Genomic DNA, 25,955 nt, shown 5'->3' on the forward strand with positions numbered 1-25,955 from the left:
CAGTTCCTTTCGAGTATCGGTTCCCATGCCAGCTGGCCTTCCGCCGTAGCGGCAAGCCACCCCAAACAGATTCATGGCATGGTGGAGGGTCTTACTCCAGCCTGTCAGCGGGTGATTAACGAATATGCCACGAAACGTGAACGTTTGGTGAACAGCGCGCCGATTTGGCCATTTTCGCGTCATTTAGGAACGAAGGTGCCCAGCGGGGAAGCTACGCTAAAAGGGTGAACGATGTGATCTCGACTCTGATAGCCGGTGTCCTCGGTCTGGCCCTGGGCATCGTTGGCGTGATCGCTTTCAGGATTTCCCAGCGCCGGACCGCCCGACTGCCGCAGGTGGACGAGCCTCTGCTCCCTGAAGGCGCGGCGGCCGTCCTGTCCGTCATCGGACGCGCCTTCGTGATCCTCGATGATGTTGACGGAGTCGTGCGGGCTAATCCCGCCTCCTATGCCTACGGCCTGGTCCGAGGCCACACGCTGGTTCACAACGAGCTGCTGGCGCTGGTCCGCCAGGTGCGCGCAGACGGCGTGATCGCTGAGAGCCAGTATGAATTGCAGCGCTCAACGCTCGGCGCCGGACAGCTGATTGTCCACGTGCGCGTCGCGCCTTTGGGCGACGAATACATTTTGCTGCTGGCCGATGACCGCACCGAGATCACGCGCACCGAAGCCATGCGCAACGACTTCGTGGCCAACGTTTCGCACGAGTTGAAAACTCCGGTCGGCGCCATCTCCCTGCTGGCCGAGGCCATCACCGAAGCGGCCGATGACCCGACCGCGGTGCGCCGTTTCTCCACCCGCATGGATAAGGAATCACGACGGCTTGCCGCGCTGGTCCAGGACATTATCGAGCTTTCCCGGCTGCAGGCCAGCGATGCCATTGTGCAGGGCAAGGAAGTGAATATCGATTCCGTTGTCGCCGAAGCGGTGGATCGCAGCCACCTGATTGCCGAGGAAAAAGGCATCGACATCACCGTCGGCGGGCACCTGGATGAGCCGATTCTGGGCGATCCCGATCTGCTGATGACCGCAGTGCGCAACCTGATCGACAACGCGATCCGGTACTCCCCGGAGAACACCAAGGTGGGCGTGGGGATCCGCCAACGCGATGGCTATGCGCAGATCTCGGTCACCGACCAGGGCCCGGGCATTTCACCCGAGGAGCAAGAACGCGTCTTCGAGCGTTTCTACCGCGTCGACTCCGCGCGCTCACGGCAAACCGGCGGTACCGGATTGGGGCTGAGCATCGTCAAGCACGTGCTGGCCAACCACGGCGGCGAGGTGTCGCTGTGGTCGCAGCCCGGCCAGGGCTCCACTTTTACCCTTAGACTTCCCCTAGCGGATGAAGAACGGGCAGGCACTGATGGTGCTGCCGACGAGATGATGAAGGAACGAGCGGTCGAGGCGCGAACCTCCGATCGCGAAGGAGGACGACGATGACCAGAATCTTGATCGTGGAGGATGAGGAATCGCTTTCTGATCCGCTGTCTTTCCTGCTGGAACGCGAAGGATTTGAAGTACGGATCGCGGAGGACGGGCTGGTTGCCGTCGCCGAGTTTGAACGCCACGGTGCCGATCTGGTGCTCTTGGACCTGATGCTGCCAGGGCAGCCCGGAACCGAGGTGATCCGCCAGATCCGGTTGAACAGCCAGGTCCCGGTCATCATGCTCACCGCCAAGGATTCGGAAATCGACAAGGTGGTTGGCCTCGAGCTGGGAGCCGATGACTACGTCACCAAGCCATATTCGTCCCGTGAGCTGCTCGCTCGCATCCGCGCCGTCCTACGCCGCCAGGGCGAGGGCGAAGAGCTGATCAGCAATGTGGTCACCGCCGGCCCGGTACGCATGGACGTCGAGCGCCACATGGTTTCGGTCGACAACTCCGAGGTCTCCATGCCGCTGAAGGAATTCGAGCTGCTGGAGATGCTCCTGCGCAATGCCGGACGCGTGCTCACCCGCGGACAGCTGATCGACAGGGTCTGGGGCAGCGACTACGTGGGGGATACCAAGACCCTCGACGTTCACGTCAAGCGCCTTCGATCGAAGATCGAGCCGGACCCGGCCTCGCCCGAGCATCTGGTGACGGTGCGCGGCTTGGGCTACAAGTTCGTGGTCTAGCTGGCCAGGTCTTAAAAACCAGGGAGCCTGGGAGCGAATCAATTGATTCGCTCCCAGGCTCCCTGGTTTTTTGCTTAGTGCTCCGAGGTCGCGTGGCTCTCGGTCTTCTTCAGGTGATCAGTAACGGAGGCGTCGGATCCGCCTGGCACGAAATCGCGGTATTCGGCAAGGGTGCCATCGACGACAGGGACGCTGAAGTCAACGGTCTCGCCGCCCGAGGTGAAGGTAGTCTCTGCATGCTCGCCAGCAGAGATGTTCAGGCCGGAAACGACCTTCTGGTTCGCATCATCTTCCAGCTTGACGCTCTGTTCGGCTGGAACCGAGATGGTCACTGGCTCGGTGCTGGCTGCCTCGACGGTCAGGGTCAGCGAGGAATCGCTGTCGTTGACAACAGAGCCGATCAGACGCGCCTTGGAGCCGTCGCTGTTGGTAACCAACAGCAGGTTGCGAACCTGTGCGTCGGCGACGTCGACATGCACGCCATCGCTGGCAGCGTAGTCGGTGTTGGTGGCCTGCTCGTTGATGGCGCCACAGCTGGTGACACCGAATGCCAGGGCAGCCACAGCGAGGGACGCGGCAATGCGACGTCCAGCGGTCATGCGTGCGGTGATCACGACACTAACTCCTCGGTGAGAATAATGAGTTGCTTCGGTTCATGGCTGTCGGCTTGTCTGCACCCAGAGCAGGGGCAACCCAAGAACTAGACCATGATTACCTCTAAGCCTAGCCGTTTTTCACGCAAAGACGCGATTTAGCGACGTGCAACACACACTTTTCGACAAGCAGTAGAGAACCGGGTTTGGGAATAAGGGGTATAAAACCCAACCCACCCTACCTTCTTCCTACCATGTTTCTCTTGCGAATGGAAGAGGTCAATCCGCGTGAATTCGCGGTTATATCGGGCACAATCGAGGGTTCGTCGATGGCAAACATGTTAGACTATGTTGTGGGAAAGGGGTTTATCCACATGGTTTTTGAGGTTGGCGAGACTGTTGTCTACCCGCACCACGGCGCCGCAATGATCGAAGAGATCAAGATGCGCAAGATCAAGGGTGAAGAGAAAATGTATCTCAAGCTCAAGGTGGCTCAGGGTGACCTGACCATTGAAGTTCCTGCAGAGAACGTTGATCTGGTTGGCGTGCGTGACGTGGTAGGTCAGGAAGGCTTGGACCATGTGTTCGATGTCCTTCGTGCTGAATTTACTGAAGAGCCGACCAACTGGTCGCGCCGCTACAAGGCAAATGTCGAGAAGCTAGCTTCCGGCGATGTCATCAAGGTGGCCGAGGTCGTTCGCGATCTCTGGCGCCGAGAAAATGATCGTGGTCTGTCGGCAGGCGAAAAGCGCATGCTGGCCAAGGCCCGTCAGGTCCTGATCAGCGAATTGGCTCTGGCCAAGGACCTGGATGAGACCAAGGCCGAGGGCCTGCTGGATGAGGTTTTGGCTTCGGCCTAGGCGAAACTCCCGATTGCATCTTGCCGTGAAGCGCTGAAAAGCGTTTCACGGCTGTTGCCGTTAAAAGCCCGATCAATCCATCATGAACGCGATAAGCTGGGCGCTGTGAAGCAAACACCATCGCATACCTCGAGCCTGATCCTGGTTGCCGCCGGAATGGGCACCCGGCTCGGAGCCGGCATTCCCAAAGCACTGGTTCAGGTAGCTGGCAAGTCCCTGGTGGAACACGCTATCGACCGCATCCTGCAGGTCGAGCAGATCGCTGAAATCATTGTGGTCACCCCCGCAGATGACTACCGCATGTCCGAGGTCCTGGCCCCCTACGGCACCGCATTGCGCACTGTTCCCGGAGGAAGCAGCCGTGCCGATTCGGTACGCCGCGGCCTTGGCGCCGTAAGCCCGGACGCCGCAAACATCCTGGTCCATGACGCCGCCCGCGCTTTTGCCCCGGTCGACCTCTACCAGCGCGTGATCGAGGCGCTGGATCAAGGCCATGCCACCGCAGCCATTCCCGCACTGGCCGTGACCGACACGATCTCCGTGGTGGAACCCGGAACGCTGGATGGCACCGAATACATCGAGCACACCCCGGCACGATCCACCCTACGCGCGGTGCAGACCCCGCAGGGGTTCAAGGCCTCGGTGCTGCGCCAAGCCCACGCCCAGCTGGACCACTACACCGAAGCGGAACTGGAAAAAGTCACCGATGATGCCTCGATCGTGCGCGCCTATGGTGAAAAGGTGCAGGTGGTCGCCGGTGCGCAGCAGGCATTGAAGGTCACCCATCCCGATGACCTCGATACCGTCAACCAGCTCATCAGTACCCAGCACAGCCCCGCCAACACCGCGAAGGAACCAATGATCCTGCCACGCATCGGAAACGGTATCGACGTTCACGCAGTGAGCACTGACCCCGCCCGGCCGATGTGGCTCGCCGGCCTGCACTTCCCCGAGGATATTGGCCTGTCGGGGCATTCGGATGGCGACGCGGTCGCCCATGCCGCCTGCGATGCGCTCTTCAGCGCGGCCGGGATCGGCGATCTGGGAACCCACTTCGGGGTGGATCGGCCAGAATTCGCCGGGGCCAGCGGTGTGAGGCTGCTTGCAGAAGCCGCGCGTTTGGTTCGCGACGCCGGGTTCGAAATCGGCAATGTCGCCGTGCAGTTCGTGGGACGCCGCCCGCGCTTCTCGGCACGGCGCGAAGAGGCCAGCCAGGTGCTCAGCAATGCGATCGGCGCCCCAGTCAGCGTCATTGCGACCACCAGCGACGGGCTGGGCTACGAGGGCGAAGGAACCGGAATCACCGCCTACGCCACAGCGCTGGTGTACGCCGCGCAGAACTGAGGGCGGGAGAGCCGGCGAAAAGCCCAGATCAGCGAGCGCATCACAAGTGAAGTACAAAGGGTGCATCCATCGGATAACCTTAAAGGCGTGAGCCTGCGATTCTATGACACCAAAACAGCATCAGTACGTGACTTCCAGCCGTTAACCGAAGGCGAAGTCAAGCTGTACTACTGCGGCGCCACCGTGCAGGGCATGCCGCATGTGGGCCATGTCCGCAGCGCCATCGTCTTCGATGTGCTCTCCCGCTGGCTGGAATACCGCGGCTTAGCGGTCACCACGGTCCGCAATGTCACCGACATCGACGACAAGATCCTGGAAAAGTCCGACAACTCCTTTGCCGCGGATTTCCAAGCCGACGAACACTACAAGCCACGCGAAGAATGGTTCTCGCTGGCCTACCGATTCGAGCAGGAGTTTGCCCGCGCCTATGAGGCGCTCGGCGTGCGCCGGCCGACCTATGAGCCGCGGGCCACCGGGCACATCACCGAAATGCACGAACTGATCACCGAGCTGATCAACCGCGGGCACGCTTACCCGGCCGCCGATGGCTCCGGCGATGTGTACTTCGACGTGCGCTCCTACGAGCAGTACGGTGCGCTGACCCGGCAGAAGATCGACGACATGCAGGATGCCGCCGACTCGGATCCACGCGGCAAAAAGGACCCTCGGGACTTCGCCCTGTGGAAGGGGCACAAGGACTCCGATCCGCGCACCGCGTCCTGGCCAAGCCCGTGGGGCCGGGGCCGTCCGGGCTGGCACCTGGAATGCTCGGCCATGGCTGGCAAGTACCTTGGCAGCGAATTCGACATCCATGGCGGCGGGCTGGACCTGCGCTTCCCGCACCACGAAAACGAAATGGCCCAGTCCAATGCGGCCGGGCACGGATTCGCGAACTTCTGGATGCACAACGGCATGGTCACCTATGAGGGCGAGAAGATGTCCAAATCCGTGGGCAACACCATTTCCCCCGAGGAAATGCTTGCCCTGGCCGACGCCCGCGTGGTGCGCTACTTCCTGGGCCAGGCCCAGTACCGCTCCATGCTGGACTACCGCCCGGACTCGCTGACCGAAGCTGGCGCAGCGGTGGAACGCATCGACACTTTCATCTCCAACGCGCGTTACCGCTTGGGTTCCGCGGCAGAAACGATAGCTGCCACGCAGGTGCCGGAAGCTTTCGCCTCCGCGATGGATGACGATCTGAACGTTCCAATGGCCTTGGCCGCCTTGCATGAAACGGTGCGCCACGGCAACGCTTCCCTGGATAAGCACGAGGACGCAGCCGTTGCCGCAGCCCTTGGCCAGGTGCTGGCAATGACGCAGGTACTCGGCTTGGACGATGCCAGCGGCCAGCAGAACTCCGATGCATCTGCAGAGCACGAGGTGCTGGACCAGCTGATCCAGGCGCAGCTGGCGGAACGCGCCCAGGCACGCGCCGCCAAGGACTGGTCGCGTTCGGATGCGATCCGCGACGCCTTGGCCGCTGCAGGTATCACGGTGCTTGACTCCGCTGACGGCGCCCGCTGGACACTGAACAACTAGCCGCTGATCGGCTACAGCAAACTCAACTTTAAGGACACATACCATGAGCAAAAAGGGCCCAACCAAGGGCAGTGGCGGCAAGGGACGACGTTCCCTCGAGGGCAAGGGCCCGACCCCCAAGGCGGAAGATCGCCCGTACCACAAGGCTTACCGTGCCAAGCAGCTGTCCGAGCGCTCGGCCGCTAAACGCGGCACCGGCAAGCGCACCGACCGGATCAAGGTCAACGCTGAATTCGTAACCGGCCGCAACTCGGTTGTCGAGGCATTGCGTGCCGGCATCCCTGCCAAAGCACTGCACGTAGCCATCCGCATCGACGTGGATGACCGCGTGCGTGAATCCCTCAAGCTTGCTGCCGCTCAGGGCATCCCGTTGATGGAAGCATCGAAGCAGGAACTCGATCGCATGACCGACGACGCGATTCACCAGGGCCTAGCCCTGCAGATCCCGCCATACGAATACAAGGATGCTGTGCAGCTGGCGACCAAAGTCGTCAAGGACTACGACCGTGGCTACACCAAGTCGCAGCCGTTGTTCCTGGCGTTGGATGGCATCACCGATCCGCGTAACCTCGGCGCGATCGTTCGCTCAGCTTCCGCATTCGGCGCCGACGGTGTCATCATCCCTGAGCGTCGAAGCGTTGGGATGACTGCCTCGGCATGGAAGACCAGTGCTGGCGCAGCAGTGCGCGTTCCGGTTGCCAAGTGCACCAACCTCACCACCGCACTGAAGGAAATCAAGGCTGCCGGCATCTTCGTCATCGGCCTTGACGCCGGCGGCGACATGGAGCTACCGAACTTCGAGCTGGCCACCGGCCCGCTGTGCATCGTGGTTGGTTCCGAGGGCAAGGGCCTCTCGCGGCTGGTCCGCGAGAACTGCGACGCGATCGTCTCGATCCCGATCGACTCCGCCATGGAATCGCTGAACGCATCGATGGCCGTAGGTATTTCGCTCTACGAAGTGTCCCGCCTGCGTAACCAGGGTGCCAAGTAGCACGCTGCGTTTTTCAATGGGCCGCCACCTGTCTCCGGATAGGTGGCGGCCCATTTTCCGTAGAGTGACCCGCTTCATAACAACAAATTTCAGTTGTTTTTGGCCAGAATTCATACTGGCAAGCCCAGAATCCGCGTAGTTACGGCGTTTCCGAGCTGATGGGAGAGTGCACAGGCCGATTTTGCGTTTGGTGGGAACCCGTGTAAAGTTTTTATCTGTTGCCGGAACGGAAACAACACGGAATCTACGAGTTGTTTACCTGGCGGCCAATCACTTTTCACCGAAGGGTTTCGACCGGTTTTGACCGGATCGCGAAACATGGTAGGCTAGAAAAGTTGCTCCGGAGCGAAGCAGTCACTGTGTTGTGGTGGTTGTGGTGTCGAGAGTGTTTGTTGTTTGAGAACTCAATAGTGTGCCAAGTTTGTTGATACCGAATTATTTTATTTGGTGAATACATGACATTTGCTTGAGGCATTGCACCCCCGTGCAGTGTTCTTGAGTGTTTTTTATTCGCCAGGATTTTTCATTGATTCTCCCTTATTTTCCGAGGGGTTTCGGTGGCTTTTTGTTTTTTATGGAGAGTTTGATCCTGGCTCAGGATGAACGCTGGCGGCGTGCTTAACACATGCAAGTCGAACGATGAAGCCCTGCTTGCAGGGTGGATTAGTGGCGAACGGGTGAGTAACACGTGAGTAACCTGCCCCTGACTCTGGGATAAGCCCGGGAAACTGGGTCTAATACCGGATATGACTTCCTACTGCATGGTGGGTTGTTGAAAGATTTATCGGTGGGGGATGGACTCGCGGCCTATCAGCTTGTTGGTGAGGTAATGGCTCACCAAGGCGACGACGGGTAGCCGGCCTGAGAGGGTGACCGGCCACACTGGGACTGAGACACGGCCCAGACTCCTACGGGAGGCAGCAGTGGGGAATATTGCACAATGGGCGGAAGCCTGATGCAGCGACGCCGCGTGAGGGATGACGGCCTTCGGGTTGTAAACCTCTTTCAGTAGGGAAGAAGCGAAAGTGACGGTACCTGCAGAAGAAGCGCCGGCTAACTACGTGCCAGCAGCCGCGGTAATACGTAGGGCGCAAGCGTTATCCGGATTTATTGGGCGTAAAGAGCTCGTAGGCGGTTTGTCGCGTCTGCCGTGAAAGTCCGAGGCTCAACCTCGGATCTGCGGTGGGTACGGGCAGACTAGAGTGATGTAGGGGAGACTGGAATTCCTGGTGTAGCGGTGAAATGCGCAGATATCAGGAGGAACACCGATGGCGAAGGCAGGTCTCTGGGCATTTACTGACGCTGAGGAGCGAAAGCATGGGGAGCGAACAGGATTAGATACCCTGGTAGTCCATGCCGTAAACGTTGGGCACTAGGTGTGGGGGACATTCCACGTTTTCCGCGCCGTAGCTAACGCATTAAGTGCCCCGCCTGGGGAGTACGGCCGCAAGGCTAAAACTCAAAGGAATTGACGGGGGCCCGCACAAGCGGCGGAGCATGCGGATTAATTCGATGCAACGCGAAGAACCTTACCAAGGCTTGACATGTGCCAGACCGCTCCAGAGATGGGGTTTCCCTTCGGGGCTGGTTCACAGGTGGTGCATGGTTGTCGTCAGCTCGTGTCGTGAGATGTTGGGTTAAGTCCCGCAACGAGCGCAACCCTCGTTCCATGTTGCCAGCACGTAGTGGTGGGGACTCATGGGAGACTGCCGGGGTCAACTCGGAGGAAGGTGGGGATGACGTCAAATCATCATGCCCCTTATGTCTTGGGCTTCACGCATGCTACAATGGCCGGTACAATGGGTTGCGATACTGTGAGGTGGAGCTAATCCCTAAAAGCCGGTCTCAGTTCGGATTGGGGTCTGCAACTCGACCCCATGAAGTCGGAGTCGCTAGTAATCGCAGATCAGCAACGCTGCGGTGAATACGTTCCCGGGCCTTGTACACACCGCCCGTCAAGTCACGAAAGTTGGTAACACCCGAAGCCGATGGCCTAACCACCTTGTGTGGGGGGAGTCGTCGAAGGTGGGACTGGCGATTGGGACTAAGTCGTAACAAGGTAGCCGTACCGGAAGGTGCGGCTGGATCACCTCCTTTCTAAGGAGCTAACCATTTTTGGTTGCCCATGTCTGTGCCCGAGTGTGGTGCGGGTGGGTTGCTCATGGGTGGAATATCAATGGACTCAGTACTGGAAGGCATGCATGCTGTTCGATCCTTTGTGGGGTTGTGTGGTGTGTGTGGGGTACTGGCTGTGGCTGCATGGTGTTGTTGCTGGTGAGTACGCAGCATGATGATCTTTCGGGGTTGTTGTGGTGTTGGAAAAGCGGTGGTGGTGTTGTGTGGTTTGTATGGTTTGGCATGCTGTTGGGTTTTGAGGCAACAAGCCTCCAGGCCGCGGTGATGGCCCCTTTTTTGTGGGGGTTGTTGTTGTGGTGTGGGGTTCTTGGTGTTTCGGTGTTTGTCCTGTGTTTGCCGTGGTCGTGCTGCCTTTGCCGGTGGTGTGGTTGCGGGGGTGCGGGGTTGTTGTTTGGGAACTGTATAGTGAACGCGAGCATCTTGCGGATGAGATGAGTCGGGTGGCCCTTTTCCTGGGGTTGCCTGGTGTTTGAGTCTTGTCTGCGTGATTTTGTTAGATTGTTTTATTGCTCATACTTTTGAGACTTTGATGTTGTGTTGAAGTTTTTAAGGGCGCACGGTGGATGCCTTGGCATCAAGAGCCGATGAAGGACGTGGGAATCTGCGATAAGCCTGGTGGAGTCGATAACCGGACGTTGAGGCCAGGATTTCCGAATGGGGGAACCCCGCACCATGTTATGTGGTGTGACCTGCAGCTGAATGTATAGGCTGTGTGGAGGGAACGCGGGGAAGTGAAACATCTCAGTACCCGCAGGAAGAGAAAACAATAGTGATTCCGTTAGTAGTGGCGAGCGAACGCGGATGGGGCTAAACCGGTTGGTGTGTGATAGCGGATAGGCGTTGCATCATCGGGGTTGTGGGGTTGACATGTGCCAGTGCTATCTTGCTGGCGGGATGAGGTGCAGGCGTATAGGTGAATCGGTTGGAATGCCGGACCATAGAGGGTGATAGTCCCGTAGGTGTAATGCGTGTCTGCCGTTCTAGTGTTGATACCCGAGTAGCACGGGGCCCGTGAAACCTTGTGTGAATCTGCCAGGACCACCTGGTAAGCCTGAATACTACTTGATGACCGATAGTGAATCAGTACCGTGAGGGAATGGTGAAAAGTACCCCGGGAGGGGAGTGAAATAGTACCTGAAACCGTGCGCTTACAATCCGTCAGGGCCTGGGACTTGTTCCTGGGTGATGGCGTGCCTTTTGAAGAATGAGCCTGCGAGTTAGTGCTGTGTCGCGAGGTTAACCCGTGTGGGGTAGCCGTAGCGAAAGCGAGTCTGAATAGGGCGTTTGAGTGGCACGGTCTAGACCCGAAGCGAAGTGATCTACCCATGGCCAGGTTGAAGCGCGTGTAAGAGCGTGTGGAGGACCGAACCCACTTCAGTTGAAAATGGAGGGGATGAGCTGTGGGTAGGGGTGAAAGGCCAATCAAACTTCGTGATAGCTGGTTCTCCCCGAAATGCATTTAGGTGCAGCGTTACGTGTTTCTTGCTGGAGGTAGAGCTACTGGATAGGCGATGGGCCCTACAAGGTTACTGACCTTAGCCAAACTCCGAATGCCGGTAAGTGAGAGCGTAGCAGTGAGACTGTGGGGGATAAGCTTCATAGTCGAGAGGGAAACAGCCCAGAACGCCAACTAAGGCCCCTAAGCGTGTGCTAAGTGGGAAAGGATGTGGAGTTGCTGTGACAACCAGGAGGTTGGCTTAGAAGCAGCCACCCTTGAAAGAGTGCGTAATAGCTCACTGGTCAAGTGATTCCGCGCCGATAATGTAGCGGGGCTCAAGCACACCGCCGAAGTTGCGTCATTCAAATTTTTGCCCGGTTTCGATTGGGTGTTTGGATGGGTAGGGGAGCGTCGTATAGCGGGTGAAGTCGCGGTGGAAACCAGCGGTGGACGCTATACGAGTGAGAATGCAGGCATGAGTAGCGAATGACGGGTGGGAAACCCGTCCGCCGAATGATCAAGGGTTCCAGGGTTAAGCTAATCTGCCCTGGGTTAGTCGGGGCCTAAGGCGAGGCCGACAGGCGTAGTCGATGGATAACGGGTTGATATTCCCGTACCGGCGAAGGACCGCCCATACTGAGCTGTGGATGCTAACCATGACGGATCCGGTGATGTGTTCCTTCGGGAATGGTTGCTGGTGGTGTGGTGGGAACCGATGCAGTGAGGTCAGCGTATTAACAGGTGTGACGCAGGAAGGTAGCCGAGCCAGGCAATGGAATTGACCTGGTCCAAGGGTGTAGGAAGAGTGGTTGGCAAATCCGCCGCTCATATGTTCTGAGACCTGATAGGCGCCCGCTTTGGCGGGTGATTCGGTGATCCTATGCTGCCTAGAAAAGCATCGGCGCGAGGTCCCAGTCCGCCCGTACCCCAAACCGACACAGGTGATCAGGTAGAGAATACTAAGGCGATCGAGAGAATCATGGTTAAGGAACTCGGCAAAATGCCCCCGTAACTTCGGAAGAAGGGGGGCCTGCCTCGTGATGAGAACTTGCTTCTTTGAGCGGGTGTGGGCCGCAGAGACCAGGGGGAAGCGACTGTTTACTAAAAACACAGGTCCGTGCGAAGTCGCAAGACGATGTATACGGACTGACTCCTGCCCGGTGCTGGAAGGTTAAGAGGACTGGTTAGCCCTTGTGGCGAAGCTGAGAATTTAAGCCCCAGTAAACGGCGGTGGTAACTATAACCATCCTAAGGTAGCGAAATTCCTTGTCGGGTAAGTTCCGACCTGCACGAATGGAGTAACGACTTCCCCGCTGTCTCAACCATGAACTCGGCGAAATTGCAGTACGAGTAAAGATGCTCGTTACGCGCAGCAGGACGGAAAGACCCCGAGACCTTTACTATAGTTTGGTATTGGTGTTCGGTGCAGCTTGTGTAGGATAGGTGGGAGACTGTGAAGCTTGGACGCTAGTTCAGGTGGAGTCATCGTTGAAATACCACTCTGGCTGTACCGGTCACCTAACTTCGGACCATGATCTGGTTCAGGGACAGTGCCTGATGGGTAGTTTAACTGGGGCGGTTGCCTCCTAAAATGTAACGGAGGCGCCCAAAGGTTCCCTCAGCCTGGTTGGCAATCAGGTGTCGAGTGTAAGTGCACAAGGGAGCTTGACTGTGAGAGTGACAGCTCGAGCAGGGACGAAAGTCGGGACTAGTGATCCGGCGGCACCTCGTGGAAGGGCCGTCGCTCAACGGATAAAAGGTACCTCGGGGATAACAGGCTGATCTTGCCCAAGAGTCCATATCGACGGCATGGTTTGGCACCTCGATGTCGGCTCGTCGCATCCTGGGGCTGGAGTAGGTCCCAAGGGTTGGGCTGTTCGCCCATTAAAGCGGTACGCGAGCTGGGTTTAGAACGTCGTGAGACAGTTCGGTCCCTATCCGCTGCGCGCGTTGGAAATTTGAGAAGGGCTGTCCTTAGTACGAGAGGACCGGGACGGACTAACCTCTGGTGTGTCAGTTGTACTGCCAAGTGCATCGCTGATTAGCTACGTTGGGAAGGGATAACCGCTGAAAGCATCTAAGCGGGAAGCCTGCTTCGAGATGAGATTTCCATGCACCTTGTGTGTGTGAGGCCCCCAGCTAGACCACTGGGTTGATAGGCAGGATGTGGAAGCAAGGACTGAAGACTTGTGTAGCTGACCTGTACTAATAGGCCGATGACTTTCAACACACAATAAAACAATATTTTACTAGCAATTATTATTGCTGTTCGCGTTCACTATGCGGTTACGAGACAACAACCTCTTACCGGAAAACATGAGGTTTGAGGCAGGACCCTTGGTGGTCTTGCTGGTAGCACCGAATACACGTTCACCATGAGTTGGTTTGTGTGCTTCGTGATTGTTACGGCGGTCATAGCGTGGGGGAAACGCCCGGTCCCATACCGAACCCGGAAGCTAAGGCCCATTGCGCCGATGGTACTGCACTCGTGAGGGTGTGGGAGAGTAGGTCACCGCCGGACTTAACTTGAGATGATGGTTTGAGGCCCTGGCACACGGTGTGTGTCAGGGCCTCATCTGTTTAACCAGTAGTTTGGTGGCGGGCTGGTTGCCGGCTTGGTGTTGGTGTTGGGGCTGGTGGCCTGGCTCCCTTGTCGTGTTTATGGGGCGCGTGCCCGCCGGCCGCCACAACAAAAACCCGCAACAAGCACAGTCACGATTTCTCTGTCTGAGCTCTTTGATCGTAGGGTCTAGGGTAAGTTCGAATCACCAGCGACTGTGGAGACAAAGATGTCTAATAAGCAACTGGCTTTTCTTGAACGCCTCAGTGAGGTTCTTCCCGAAGAAGCAGTAATCCAAGATGAATCAGTTCTATCGGAAAATTCAAGAGATTTTGGGCAGCTCGCCGAAGAGCCAATTCGTCCCGTCGCCGTCGTTGTACCGACCGAAGTGCAACAGGTTCAGCGGGTAATGAGTCTGGCTACCGAATTTGGCGTCCCAGTAATTAGTCGTGGAGCCGGAACAGGGGTATCGGGCGGTGTCCATGTTTTAGGCCCAGCTATTGTTCTGAACCTGAGCAAAATGAACCGGATCCTGGATATCCGTCCTGACGATGAAATAGCAATCGTGGAACCGGGCGTCATCAATCATGATTTGAATACGGCCGTCGCCAAATTCGGGTTGATGTACGCCCCGGATCCGGCTAGTTACAAGATGTCCACCCTTGGCGGGAACGTTGCAACTAATGCGGGTGGTCTGCGTTGTGCAAAATATGGCGTCACGCGTGAGTCAGTTCTGTCGCTGGATGTCGTTCTAGCCGATGGTCGTTTGATACGCGTTGGAAAGAACACGTTCAAGGGCGTAGCTGGTTACGATCTAGCGGCGCTATTTACAGGTTCTGAGGGAACTTTGGGGATTGTGGTGCGAGCTGTGCTTCGATTGCGTTACCTGCCTGTCGACCAGCGCGACATGTCATTAGTGTTCCCCTCTTTGGAAGAAGCAGTACACGGCGTGCAGCTCATCGCTAGAGCCAGGATCCAACCGGCAATTCTGGAACTCGTTGACCACGCAACCATGCAGATATTGGACGAGCAGTATGGAACAAATCTGTCTGCATCAGGTGGCGCGATGGTGTTAACCAGGCTCGATGGATATGGCGCGCTTCGTGAAGAGGAAGCGATCCGAGATGTATTTGCCGAACATGACGTCGAAGTAAGTCCTCCGGGAAGCAACAGCGCTACTGAACTAATTGAAATGAGACGTACGAGTAGAGGTGACACCAAGGACGATGCCTATAGGACGGGTGAGGATGTCGCGATTCCCAAGAGCAAGATGGTTGAGTACGTTCACCGGCTTCAAGAGACTGCCAAGCAAGAGCGAGTAGACATGCGAATGATTTCCCATGTTGGCGACGGCAATCTTCATCCAACTTTTTCTGTCGAACCTGATGATCGTGATGATCCATTGGGACGCTTGCATCGTGCGGTTGAGAGTTCAGTTCGAATTGCTTTGGAGATGGGAGGAACGATTACGGGCGAGCACGGTGTTGGACTAATCAAGAAGGATTGGCTGCCTTGGGAACAATCGGCTGATGTGCTTGAACTGCAACGGAGCATCAAAGGTCTATTGGATCCGCTGAATATTCTGAACCCAGGTAAAGGCATATAGCTGACTTGGTTTTTCGCTGTATCCATTTCCTGCTCATTCTCCTGCTTCGGATGGATTATGAGATCAGAATGCTCCGGGTGTAGAGTAAAAACGTTCTTGATCACGGGATATGGCGCAGTTTGGTAGCGCGCGTCGTTCGGGACGACGAGGTCGCAGGTTCAAATCCTGTTATCCCGACCAATAAGAAATGCGAAGGACCCAGCTCAATGAGCGGGGTCCTTCGTTCATTCTGCGACAGTCTGCTTGCCGCTGGATTTCTGCCTCAGTGCCCTCTACAGGTGTTCAGGATCGGAGCAGCCATGTATTTTGTCGTTGTTGAAACTAACGAGCTGTAGATCACTCGAGTATCAGGGCTCTGGATGTGCGTTCGAGGAACTTTTTAGGTATAGTTATATCTCGTGCTAAGGCATTCATTGCAGATCGGTTGTCTGATCTGACTTATGAATGGCAAGTCATATTGGGATATGGTGTAATTGGCAACACAACGGTTTCTGGTTCCGTCATTCTAGGTTCGAGTCCTGGTATCCCAGCGCTTCACCAAAGCAATTTGGTGAGCTGAAGATTATTCTTCAGCATACGGCCCCATCGTATAGCGGCCTAGTACTCCGCCCTCTCACGGCGGCAACACGGGTTCGAATCCCGTTGGGGTCACAAATATCGCGGAACTTCGGTTCCGCGATTTTTTTATGCCCAGAAATAGGACTCAGACAGCGCTGATAGGACCTAAAGGGGGTAATTGCTGTCAGACTCTGGAATATTGATCTGCTTTGCCATTCCGGAACGCGATTTTCCCGCTGCTTCTACGTCTGTGACATTTCGACGGTGCATCGACTGACGCGTCCAGCCGGTGCAGTCATATTTCGTTCCTGTTGGCTATAGGACCGGGCACCTTCGTTCTGAAGCTATTCCATAAACCTTTCGGTGTAGCTGAAACTTGTCGGAGTCGTATGTGCAAAATACACGCGTCTCCAATCCTGGCGCCCAACACCCCCGATTTTTCATAGGGAGCAGTAACGCGAGAGGCATGGCACGTGGGCCATTAGCTTTTCAGCTTTGTTTCTGGCTTTGCGCGTAAGACAGATAATCCGACACTAGATCTTGCCTATAAGAGTTCGGCGCCGGCCAGCGCGCGATCAGATATCGCGATACAGATGCGGTAGGGCAGTGCGGCGTTGCCAAGTATGCGAACCTAACCACTTGTTTGCCGACTCTAGGGCAGATGACCGTCGCAGGAGCTCTCGATACTAGCAAGTATGTTCAATTATCTGCGTACTAGACCAGCCGGGTACTTCTTGGCTGCCAAGAGTTCTCCGTCGTGTACGGGGCTGCGAAACTCTATTTGAGTGTGGGGCTATGACTGCACAGAAGAAAACACAATTCCAAGCTGGGTAGTAATCGGCGGGGCAGGCCGAGATCGTGAAGCGTTCACAGATCGAAATTGCCACAATACGGTTAGGGCAGCAGTGAAGGAACGAATTCATGAGTGTCGTAGCAATAGAACTTCATAAGTAGTCTGGCATCGCTGCCTATGTGGAATGAATGCCAGAACCACCACAAACGGGCGTGGTGTTTCAGAGGGCGGACACGAGCGGATCGTATTCGAACGCGGCAGGGTCCCCGGATGGCCTAGACAAGAGAGCAGGGAATCGATATTTGACCATGTGAATCCCATTCGGGCACGAAGCATTGAACTACAGGCTGCGATGCATGGTCATAACGATGCAGGGATTTGTCTGGCGGACGCTCAAGCATGTCATTTCAAATAGCGACTTTGTGGAGGTTTCGTATTCTGGAGGGTGAGAAGATCCCACTTTTGTCCGTGCTAAGTTCCTAACCGATGTGTCGGTCCTGTATCGACACATACTTTGGCGGACACCCAAGAGGACGGCACGATTCCTCAGCAAGGTTTGTCTCAACGGGAATGGCGCAACATGCTGTTCGGACTATCAAGGAGTGAAACAGCTTCATGGAGCAACGCATAGCAGGCATATGTAGGCATGCAGAGCTCAAAATCTCCAAGGGATAGGCCGAGGCAATCCAGCTAGAATGCCTCAAACGAAGGCCCCAGAGTAGTCAGACCGTGGAAGTCCGGTGGGTGGGCATCAGTTGGGTACCGAAGAGGCAGAACCGATCATGCGGATTGCAGCCTGTTGGTAATAACGCGAATCGTGGACAAGCGAGAGCTTCCAAACGCACTCCGAAGCCGAGATTTATGGATGTAACCACAGTCACCTCCAAAAGTATCAATCTGATTTGTAACTCTCCGAAAACCTGTGTATAGTTTTTATCTGTCGCCGCAACGAGGTCAGCTTGAAGCTGACACGAAATCCGGTGACAATCACTCAGAATAGCTCAAGAATTCTTGAGCGAAATAAATATCTGAAAAATAACGCTGGACGAAATCATTGCCTGAATTGCTGGGCAATGGAGAACCGGTAAGTGTTTGTTGTTTGAGAACTCAATAGTGTGCCAAGTTTGTTGATACCGAATTATTTTATTTGGTGAATACATAACATTTGCTTGAGGCATTGCACCCCCGTGCAGTGTTCTTGAGTGTTTTTTATTCGCCAGGATTTTTTTCATTGATTCTCCCTTATTTTCCGAGGGGTTTCGGTGGCTTTTTGTTTTTTATGGAGAGTTTGATCCTGGCTCAGGATGAACGCTGGCGGCGTGCTTAACACATGCAAGTCGAACGATGAAGCCCTGCTTGCAGGGTGGATTAGTGGCGAACGGGTGAGTAACACGTGAGTAACCTGCCCCTGACTCTGGGATAAGCCCGGGAAACTGGGTCTAATACCGGATATGACTTCCTACTGCATGGTGGGTTGTTGAAAGATTTATCGGTGGGGGATGGACTCGCGGCCTATCAGCTTGTTGGTGAGGTAATGGCTCACCAAGGCGACGACGGGTAGCCGGCCTGAGAGGGTGACCGGCCACACTGGGACTGAGACACGGCCCAGACTCCTACGGGAGGCAGCAGTGGGGAATATTGCACAATGGGCGGAAGCCTGATGCAGCGACGCCGCGTGAGGGATGACGGCCTTCGGGTTGTAAACCTCTTTCAGTAGGGAAGAAGCGAAAGTGACGGTACCTGCAGAAGAAGCGCCGGCTAACTACGTGCCAGCAGCCGCGGTAATACGTAGGGCGCAAGCGTTATCCGGATTTATTGGGCGTAAAGAGCTCGTAGGCGGTTTGTCGCGTCTGCCGTGAAAGTCCGAGGCTCAACCTCGGATCTGCGGTGGGTACGGGCAGACTAGAGTGATGTAGGGGAGACTGGAATTCCTGGTGTAGCGGTGAAATGCGCAGATATCAGGAGGAACACCGATGGCGAAGGCAGGTCTCTGGGCATTTACTGACGCTGAGGAGCGAAAGCATGGGGAGCGAACAGGATTAGATACCCTGGTAGTCCATGCCGTAAACGTTGGGCACTAGGTGTGGGGGACATTCCACGTTTTCCGCGCCGTAGCTAACGCATTAAGTGCCCCGCCTGGGGAGTACGGCCGCAAGGCTAAAACTCAAAGGAATTGACGGGGGCCCGCACAAGCGGCGGAGCATGCGGATTAATTCGATGCAACGCGAAGAACCTTACCAAGGCTTGACATGTGCCAGACCGCTCCAGAGATGGGGTTTCCCTTCGGGGCTGGTTCACAGGTGGTGCATGGTTGTCGTCAGCTCGTGTCGTGAGATGTTGGGTTAAGTCCCGCAACGAGCGCAACCCTCGTTCCATGTTGCCAGCACGTAGTGGTGGGGACTCATGGGAGACTGCCGGGGTCAACTCGGAGGAAGGTGGGGATGACGTCAAATCATCATGCCCCTTATGTCTTGGGCTTCACGCATGCTACAATGGCCGGTACAATGGGTTGCGATACTGTGAGGTGGAGCTAATCCCTAAAAGCCGGTCTCAGTTCGGATTGGGGTCTGCAACTCGACCCCATGAAGTCGGAGTCGCTAGTAATCGCAGATCAGCAACGCTGCGGTGAATACGTTCCCGGGCCTTGTACACACCGCCCGTCAAGTCACGAAAGTTGGTAACACCCGAAGCCGATGGCCTAACCACCTTGTGTGGGGGGAGTCGTCGAAGGTGGGACTGGCGATTGGGACTAAGTCGTAACAAGGTAGCCGTACCGGAAGGTGCGGCTGGATCACCTCCTTTCTAAGGAGCTAACCATTTTTGGTTGCCCATGTCTGTGCCCGAGTGTGGTGCGGGTGGGTTGCTCATGGGTGGAATATCAATGGACTCAGTACTGGAAGGCATGCATGCTGTTCGATCCTTTGTGGGGTTGTGTGGTGTGTGTGGGGTACTGGCTGTGGCTGCATGGTGTTGTTGCTGGTGAGTACGCAGCATGATGATCTTTCGGGGTTGTTGTGGTGTTGGAAAAGCGGTGGTGGTGTTGTGTGGTTTGTATGGTTTGGCATGCTGTTGGGTTTTGAGGCAACAAGCCTCCAGGCCGCGGTGATGGCCCCTTTTTTGTGGGGGTTGTTGTTGTGGTGTGGGGTTCTTGGTGTTTCGGTGTTTGTCCTGTGTTTGCCGTGGTCGTGCTGCCTTTGCCGGTGGTGTGGTTGCGGGGGTGCGGGGTTGTTGTTTGGGAACTGTATAGTGAACGCGAGCATCTTGCGGATGAGATGAGTCGGGTGGCCCTTTTCCTGGGGTTGCCTGGTGTTTGAGTCTTGTCTGCGTGATTTTGTTAGATTGTTTTATTGCTCATACTTTTGAGACTTTGATGTTGTGTTGAAGTTTTTAAGGGCGCACGGTGGATGCCTTGGCATCAAGAGCCGATGAAGGACGTGGGAATCTGCGATAAGCCTGGTGGAGTCGATAACCGGACGTTGAGGCCAGGATTTCCGAATGGGGGAACCCCGCACCATGTTATGTGGTGTGACCTGCAGCTGAATGTATAGGCTGTGTGGAGGGAACGCGGGGAAGTGAAACATCTCAGTACCCGCAGGAAGAGAAAACAATAGTGATTCCGTTAGTAGTGGCGAGCGAACGCGGATGGGGCTAAACCGGTTGGTGTGTGATAGCGGATAGGCGTTGCATCATCGGGGTTGTGGGGTTGACATGTGCCAGTGCTATCTTGCTGGCGGGATGAGGTGCAGGCGTATAGGTGAATCGGTTGGAATGCCGGACCATAGAGGGTGATAGTCCCGTAGGTGTAATGCGTGTCTGCCGTTCTAGTGTTGATACCCGAGTAGCACGGGGCCCGTGAAACCTTGTGTGAATCTGCCAGGACCACCTGGTAAGCCTGAATACTACTTGATGACCGATAGTGAATCAGTACCGTGAGGGAATGGTGAAAAGTACCCCGGGAGGGGAGTGAAATAGTACCTGAAACCGTGCGCTTACAATCCGTCAGGGCCTGGGACTTGTTCCTGGGTGATGGCGTGCCTTTTGAAGAATGAGCCTGCGAGTTAGTGCTGTGTCGCGAGGTTAACCCGTGTGGGGTAGCCGTAGCGAAAGCGAGTCTGAATAGGGCGTTTGAGTGGCACGGTCTAGACCCGAAGCGAAGTGATCTACCCATGGCCAGGTTGAAGCGCGTGTAAGAGCGTGTGGAGGACCGAACCCACTTCAGTTGAAAATGGAGGGGATGAGCTGTGGGTAGGGGTGAAAGGCCAATCAAACTTCGTGATAGCTGGTTCTCCCCGAAATGCATTTAGGTGCAGCGTTACGTGTTTCTTGCTGGAGGTAGAGCTACTGGATAGGCGATGGGCCCTACAAGGTTACTGACCTTAGCCAAACTCCGAATGCCGGTAAGTGAGAGCGTAGCAGTGAGACTGTGGGGGATAAGCTTCATAGTCGAGAGGGAAACAGCCCAGAACGCCAACTAAGGCCCCTAAGCGTGTGCTAAGTGGGAAAGGATGTGGAGTTGCTGTGACAACCAGGAGGTTGGCTTAGAAGCAGCCACCCTTGAAAGAGTGCGTAATAGCTCACTGGTCAAGTGATTCCGCGCCGATAATGTAGCGGGGCTCAAGCACACCGCCGAAGTTGCGTCATTCAAATTTTTGCCCGGTTTCGATTGGGTGTTTGGATGGGTAGGGGAGCGTCGTATAGCGGGTGAAGTCGCGGTGGAAACCAGCGGTGGACGCTATACGAGTGAGAATGCAGGCATGAGTAGCGAATGACGGGTGGGAAACCCGTCCGCCGAATGATCAAGGGTTCCAGGGTTAAGCTAATCTGCCCTGGGTTAGTCGGGGCCTAAGGCGAGGCCGACAGGCGTAGTCGATGGATAACGGGTTGATATTCCCGTACCGGCGAAGGACCGCCCATACTGAGCTGTGGATGCTAACCATGACGGATCCGGTGATGTGTTCCTTCGGGAATGGTTGCTGGTGGTGTGGTGGGAACCGATGCAGTGAGGTCAGCGTATTAACAGGTGTGACGCAGGAAGGTAGCCGAGCCAGGCAATGGAATTGACCTGGTCCAAGGGTGTAGGAAGAGTGGTTGGCAAATCCGCCGCTCATATGTTCTGAGACCTGATAGGCGCCCGCTTTGGCGGGTGATTCGGTGATCCTATGCTGCCTAGAAAAGCATCGGCGCGAGGTCCCAGTCCGCCCGTACCCCAAACCGACACAGGTGATCAGGTAGAGAATACTAAGGCGATCGAGAGAATCATGGTTAAGGAACTCGGCAAAATGCCCCCGTAACTTCGGAAGAAGGGGGGCCTGCCTCGTGATGAGAACTTGCTTCTTTGAGCGGGTGTGGGCCGCAGAGACCAGGGGGAAGCGACTGTTTACTAAAAACACAGGTCCGTGCGAAGTCGCAAGACGATGTATACGGACTGACTCCTGCCCGGTGCTGGAAGGTTAAGAGGACTGGTTAGCCCTTGTGGCGAAGCTGAGAATTTAAGCCCCAGTAAACGGCGGTGGTAACTATAACCATCCTAAGGTAGCGAAATTCCTTGTCGGGTAAGTTCCGACCTGCACGAATGGAGTAACGACTTCCCCGCTGTCTCAACCATGAACTCGGCGAAATTGCAGTACGAGTAAAGATGCTCGTTACGCGCAGCAGGACGGAAAGACCCCGAGACCTTTACTATAGTTTGGTATTGGTGTTCGGTGCAGCTTGTGTAGGATAGGTGGGAGACTGTGAAGCTTGGACGCTAGTTCAGGTGGAGTCATCGTTGAAATACCACTCTGGCTGTACCGGTCACCTAACTTCGGACCATGATCTGGTTCAGGGACAGTGCCTGATGGGTAGTTTAACTGGGGCGGTTGCCTCCTAAAATGTAACGGAGGCGCCCAAAGGTTCCCTCAGCCTGGTTGGCAATCAGGTGTCGAGTGTAAGTGCACAAGGGAGCTTGACTGTGAGAGTGACAGCTCGAGCAGGGACGAAAGTCGGGACTAGTGATCCGGCGGCACCTCGTGGAAGGGCCGTCGCTCAACGGATAAAAGGTACCTCGGGGATAACAGGCTGATCTTGCCCAAGAGTCCATATCGACGGCATGGTTTGGCACCTCGATGTCGGCTCGTCGCATCCTGGGGCTGGAGTAGGTCCCAAGGGTTGGGCTGTTCGCCCATTAAAGCGGTACGCGAGCTGGGTTTAGAACGTCGTGAGACAGTTCGGTCCCTATCCGCTGCGCGCGTTGGAAATTTGAGAAGGGCTGTCCTTAGTACGAGAGGACCGGGACGGACTAACCTCTGGTGTGTCAGTTGTACTGCCAAGTGCATCGCTGATTAGCTACGTTGGGAAGGGATAACCGCTGAAAGCATCTAAGCGGGAAGCCTGCTTCGAGATGAGATTTCCATGCACCTTGTGTGTGTGAGGCCCCCAGCTAGACCACTGGGTTGATAGGCAGGATGTGGAAGCAAGGACTGAAGACTTGTGTAGCTGACCTGTACTAATAGGCCGATGACTTTCAACACACAATAAAACAATATTTTACTAGCAATTATTATTGCTGTTCGCGTTCACTATGCGGTTACGAGACAACAACCTCTTACCGGAAAACATGAGGTTTGAGGCAGGACCCTTGGTGGTCTTGCTGGTAGCACCGAATACACGTTCACCATGAGTTGGTTTGTGTGCTTCGTGATTGTTACGGCGGTCATAGCGTGGGGGAAACGCCCGGTCCCATACCGAACCCGGAAGCTAAGGCCCATTGCGCCGATGGTACTGCACTCGTGAGGGTGTGGGAGAGTAGGTCACCGCCGGACTTAACTTGAGATGATGGTTTGAGGCCCTGACACACGGTGTGTGTCAGGGCCTCACCTGTTTAACCAGTAGTTTGGTGGCGGGCTGGTTGCCGGCTTGGTGTTGGTGTTGGGGCTGGTGGCCTGGCTCCCTTGTCGTGTTTATGGGGCGCGTGCCCGCCGGCCGCCACAACAAAAACCCGCGGTATCAGCATTACCTGAATATGGTTTCGGTGCTGCGCAGTCCTTGCCTAAGCCAATGTTGTTAGGTACCGTTTCGCGAATCGCCAGACTCAGGAAGTGCGGCACATTCGCGTTCTGACTGCAAGTCTGAATGGGCGACTACCGTGAACGGTCCAGGGAGAGAGCAATGCATATGCGGACCTACGTGTGACCGGAGCTGCCTCCGGTATTGGTGCGGTGACTGCTGAGGTGATTGCGTCTCGAGGCAACCGCGTCATTGGAGTAGATCTGCACGAATCGGACGTCGTTGCGGATTTGTCCACGCCCGAGGGACGCAGTGATGCTGCCAGGAAGACCTTAGAGAAGGCGCAGGGCACTGGTATTGACGCAGTAATCGGTGCGGTCGCATGTTGGCTCCCAGGACCTTGAGAGTTGCCGCCAACTATTTCGGCGTGACTCAGGTCCTGGAGGGACTTGCCCCAGCACTGGCCTAGGTTAATGCTCTGGGAGCGGTTGTTGTTTCCTCGCTGGCGTCAAGACAACAGAGCTCTCCAGAGCTCGTGGATGCAATGCTAGGCGGTGACGAGCCGGCCGCTTTTGCTCCCGGCATCCGGCTGCAGGCTGCGCGTCCACGCAAAAAGCTAACTCAACTACCCATCCACCAAGCGGGCCTAGAGCCTTTGGGATTGTCGTGAGTGCATCTCGCCACGATGGTCTGGTGCCGGCATTCTGTTGAATGCAGTGACACCTGACACCTGACAACGTCATTACCCATATGACCCGCTCAATGCTGGCCAAGGAGGGAGGCCGAGCCAGGGTGGAGTCCAACGCACCAATGCCAATGAATTGGCACTCGGAGGCATCTCTCATCGCGAAGCTGCTTCTGTGGCCTGCGAGTGAAGAGGCGCCTACTCGACAGGTCAGACGATTTACTGCGATGGCGGTGCAGAAGCCACCTAGCATGGCGAAACTATCTGGAGCTGGATGGTTCTGGCGGTATGGCGAAGGACACCCTCTGCACCGCCCTCTGGATTGGCACGCGAACGGCACGCCTGATATAGTTATGGAGTTGTCGCAATTGCGAATGACACCGTAGTTTTCCCATGGTTAGCCATGAGGTACAGAGTTACGGCGATCATAGCGTGGGGGAAACGCCCGGTCCCATACCGAACCCGGAAGCTAAGACCCACAGCGCCGATGGTACTGCACTCGGGAGGGTGTGGGAGAGTAGGTCATCGCCGGGCATAATTTGCCGAAGGCCCCGAACTCAAGTTCGGGGCCTTCGATGTTTAACGCAGAAGTTAAAGCCAAACCTGAGGGGCAGGAAATAATAGTATTCCTGCCCCTCAGGTTGATCGTTCCTAGGCTTCGTCTAGACGCAGACCGCTCTCTGTATCAAACAGGTGAACGTGCTGCAAGCGAGGTGCAATGTTCAGCTTCTGGCCACGAGCTGGTGGCGTCCGGCCATCAACTCGAACCACGATCATCTGGGTTTCGCCGGCTAGTTCGGCGGAGCCATAGATGTAGGCATCAGCGCCAAGCTCTTCGACGACATCGACGACGATCTCGACGCCTTCGCCAGCGCCTGCAATCTCGATATCTTCCGGACGGAAGCCCAGCGTGGTTCCACCCTGTGCGCCAGGAGCCTGAATCAGGGTCGACCCGAAGGCTACCTGTCCATGCGCGGATTCCAGCTTGACCAAGTTCATGGCGGGGGAGCCGATGAAGCCGGCAACGAATACGTTGCGCGGGCGGTCGTAGAGTTCACGGGGGGTGCCAACCTGTTGCAGTTCGCCATCCTTGAGCACTGCTACTCGATCGCCCATAGTCAGTGCTTCAACCTGGTCGTGAGTCACGTACACGGTGGTCACGCCGAGACGACGAGTTAGCGACGCGATCTGGGTGCGAGTCTGCACACGCAGCTTCGCATCTAGGTTGGACAGCGGCTCATCCATCAAGAAGACCTGAGGGGAGCGAACGATTGCGCGGCCCATGGCCACACGCTGACGCTGACCGCCGGATAGCGCCTTTGGCTTGCGGTTCAGGTATTGCTCCAGATCCAGAAGCTTGGCTGCTTCCTGAACGCGACGGTTTCGTTCTTCCTTGTCAACACCTGCAATCTTCAATGCGAAGCCCATGTTCTCGGCCACGGTCATGTGAGGGTACAGTGCGTAGTTCTGGAAAACCATTGCGATGTCGCGGTCCTTTGGCGGAACGTTGGTCACGTCCTTGTCGCCGATGAGGATGCGACCGGAATCGACCTCCTCCAAACCTGCGAGCATGCGCAAGGTGGTGGACTTGCCACAACCTGACGGTCCCACAAGCACGAGGAATTCTCCGTCTTGAATTTCCAGGTCGATTGCATCCACTGAGGGCACGAGAGCGCCTGGGTAGATACGGGTGGCCTTATCAAAGGTCACAGTTGCCATGATGACAATCCTTTCACGGGCAGGTACGTGCCC

General features: G+C 56.1%; 9 protein-coding genes, 3 tRNA genes and 7 rRNA genes. 17 read left to right on the top strand and 2 right to left on the bottom strand.

The window, feature by feature from the left end; all coding sequences use genetic code 11:
* Positions 1 to 224: 224 nt before the first annotated feature.
* Together OF385_RS02685 and OF385_RS02690 are read left to right on the top strand one after the other, a co-directional pair.
* Positions 225 to 1,439 (top strand): ATP-binding protein, encoded by a 1,215-nt coding sequence (locus tag OF385_RS02685; RefSeq protein WP_022877092.1) that lies wholly within the window; start codon positions 225 to 227, stop codon positions 1,437 to 1,439.
* Complete coding sequence (locus OF385_RS02690) at positions 1,436 to 2,116, top strand: response regulator transcription factor (protein ID WP_264276867.1); 681 nt, start codon at positions 1,436 to 1,438, stop codon at positions 2,114 to 2,116. Before OF385_RS02685 ends, OF385_RS02690 begins: the two co-directional genes overlap by 4 nt.
* Before the next feature lie 74 nt (positions 2,117 to 2,190).
* Here OF385_RS02690 and OF385_RS02695 read toward each other — a convergent pair whose 3' ends face one another.
* Positions 2,191 to 2,730 carry a DNA modification methylase gene (locus OF385_RS02695; RefSeq protein ID WP_264276868.1) on the bottom strand — a complete coding sequence of 180 codons (540 nt, stop codon included), beginning with the start codon at positions 2,728 to 2,730 and terminating at the stop codon, positions 2,191 to 2,193.
* Positions 2,731 to 3,083: 353 nt separating this feature from the next.
* On the opposite strand from OF385_RS02695, the gene OF385_RS02700 reads away from it, so the two are divergent.
* From OF385_RS02700 to rrf (OF385_RS02770), 15 genes are all read left to right on the top strand, one after another.
* Complete coding sequence (locus OF385_RS02700; RefSeq protein ID WP_022877089.1) at positions 3,084 to 3,569, top strand: CarD family transcriptional regulator; 486 nt, start codon at positions 3,084 to 3,086, stop codon at positions 3,567 to 3,569.
* A 105-nt stretch (positions 3,570 to 3,674) separates the two neighbouring features.
* Positions 3,675 to 4,913, top strand: a complete 1,239-nt coding sequence (gene ispD / locus OF385_RS02705) for a 2-C-methyl-D-erythritol 4-phosphate cytidylyltransferase (protein WP_264276869.1) — start codon at positions 3,675 to 3,677, stop codon at positions 4,911 to 4,913.
* Between the two features lie 87 nt (positions 4,914 to 5,000).
* Complete coding sequence (gene cysS, locus OF385_RS02710; protein WP_264276870.1) at positions 5,001 to 6,452, top strand: cysteine--tRNA ligase; 1,452 nt, start codon at positions 5,001 to 5,003, stop codon at positions 6,450 to 6,452.
* A gap of 43 nt (positions 6,453 to 6,495) precedes the next feature.
* Positions 6,496 to 7,443: a 23S rRNA (guanosine(2251)-2'-O)-methyltransferase RlmB gene (gene rlmB / locus OF385_RS02715; protein ID WP_264276871.1), complete on the top strand. Its 948-nt coding sequence runs from the start codon at positions 6,496 to 6,498 to the stop codon at positions 7,441 to 7,443.
* Between the two features lie 571 nt (positions 7,444 to 8,014).
* Positions 8,015 to 9,540, top strand: a 16S ribosomal RNA gene (locus OF385_RS02720).
* A 575-nt stretch (positions 9,541 to 10,115) separates the two neighbouring features.
* A 23S ribosomal RNA gene (locus OF385_RS02725) occupies positions 10,116 to 13,247 on the top strand.
* Positions 13,248 to 13,421: 174 nt separating this feature from the next.
* Positions 13,422 to 13,538: ribosomal RNA gene (gene rrf, locus OF385_RS02730) — 5S ribosomal RNA — on the top strand.
* Together the 16S, 23S and 5S rRNA genes form the textbook arrangement of a ribosomal RNA operon.
* A gap of 268 nt (positions 13,539 to 13,806) precedes the next feature.
* Positions 13,807 to 15,183 carry an FAD-binding oxidoreductase gene (locus OF385_RS02735; RefSeq protein ID WP_264276872.1) on the top strand — a complete coding sequence of 459 codons (1,377 nt, stop codon included), beginning with the start codon at positions 13,807 to 13,809 and terminating at the stop codon, positions 15,181 to 15,183.
* Between the two features lie 103 nt (positions 15,184 to 15,286).
* Positions 15,287 to 15,363, top strand: a tRNA-Pro gene (locus OF385_RS02740).
* Positions 15,364 to 15,641: 278 nt separating this feature from the next.
* A tRNA-Gln gene (locus OF385_RS02745) sits at positions 15,642 to 15,713 on the top strand.
* Positions 15,714 to 15,761: 48 nt separating this feature from the next.
* Positions 15,762 to 15,834 (top strand) — tRNA-Glu (locus OF385_RS02750).
* Positions 15,835 to 17,810: 1,976 nt separating this feature from the next.
* Positions 17,811 to 19,336, top strand: a 16S ribosomal RNA gene (locus OF385_RS02755).
* 575 nt (positions 19,337 to 19,911) lie between these two features.
* Positions 19,912 to 23,043: ribosomal RNA gene (locus OF385_RS02760) — 23S ribosomal RNA — on the top strand.
* Between the two features lie 174 nt (positions 23,044 to 23,217).
* Positions 23,218 to 23,334 (top strand): 5S ribosomal RNA (rrf, locus tag OF385_RS02765).
* Between the two features lie 1,286 nt (positions 23,335 to 24,620).
* Positions 24,621 to 24,737, top strand: a 5S ribosomal RNA gene (gene rrf, locus OF385_RS02770).
* A gap of 117 nt (positions 24,738 to 24,854) precedes the next feature.
* On the opposite strand, the gene OF385_RS02775 is transcribed toward rrf (OF385_RS02770), so the two are convergent.
* Positions 24,855 to 25,922: an ABC transporter ATP-binding protein gene (locus OF385_RS02775; RefSeq protein WP_264276873.1), complete on the bottom strand. Its 1,068-nt coding sequence runs from the start codon at positions 25,920 to 25,922 to the stop codon at positions 24,855 to 24,857.
* Positions 25,923 to 25,955: the final 33 nt, after the last annotated feature.

The sequence above is a fragment of the Glutamicibacter sp. JL.03c genome (assembly GCF_025854375.1).
Lineage (GTDB): Bacteria > Actinomycetota > Actinomycetes > Actinomycetales > Micrococcaceae > Glutamicibacter.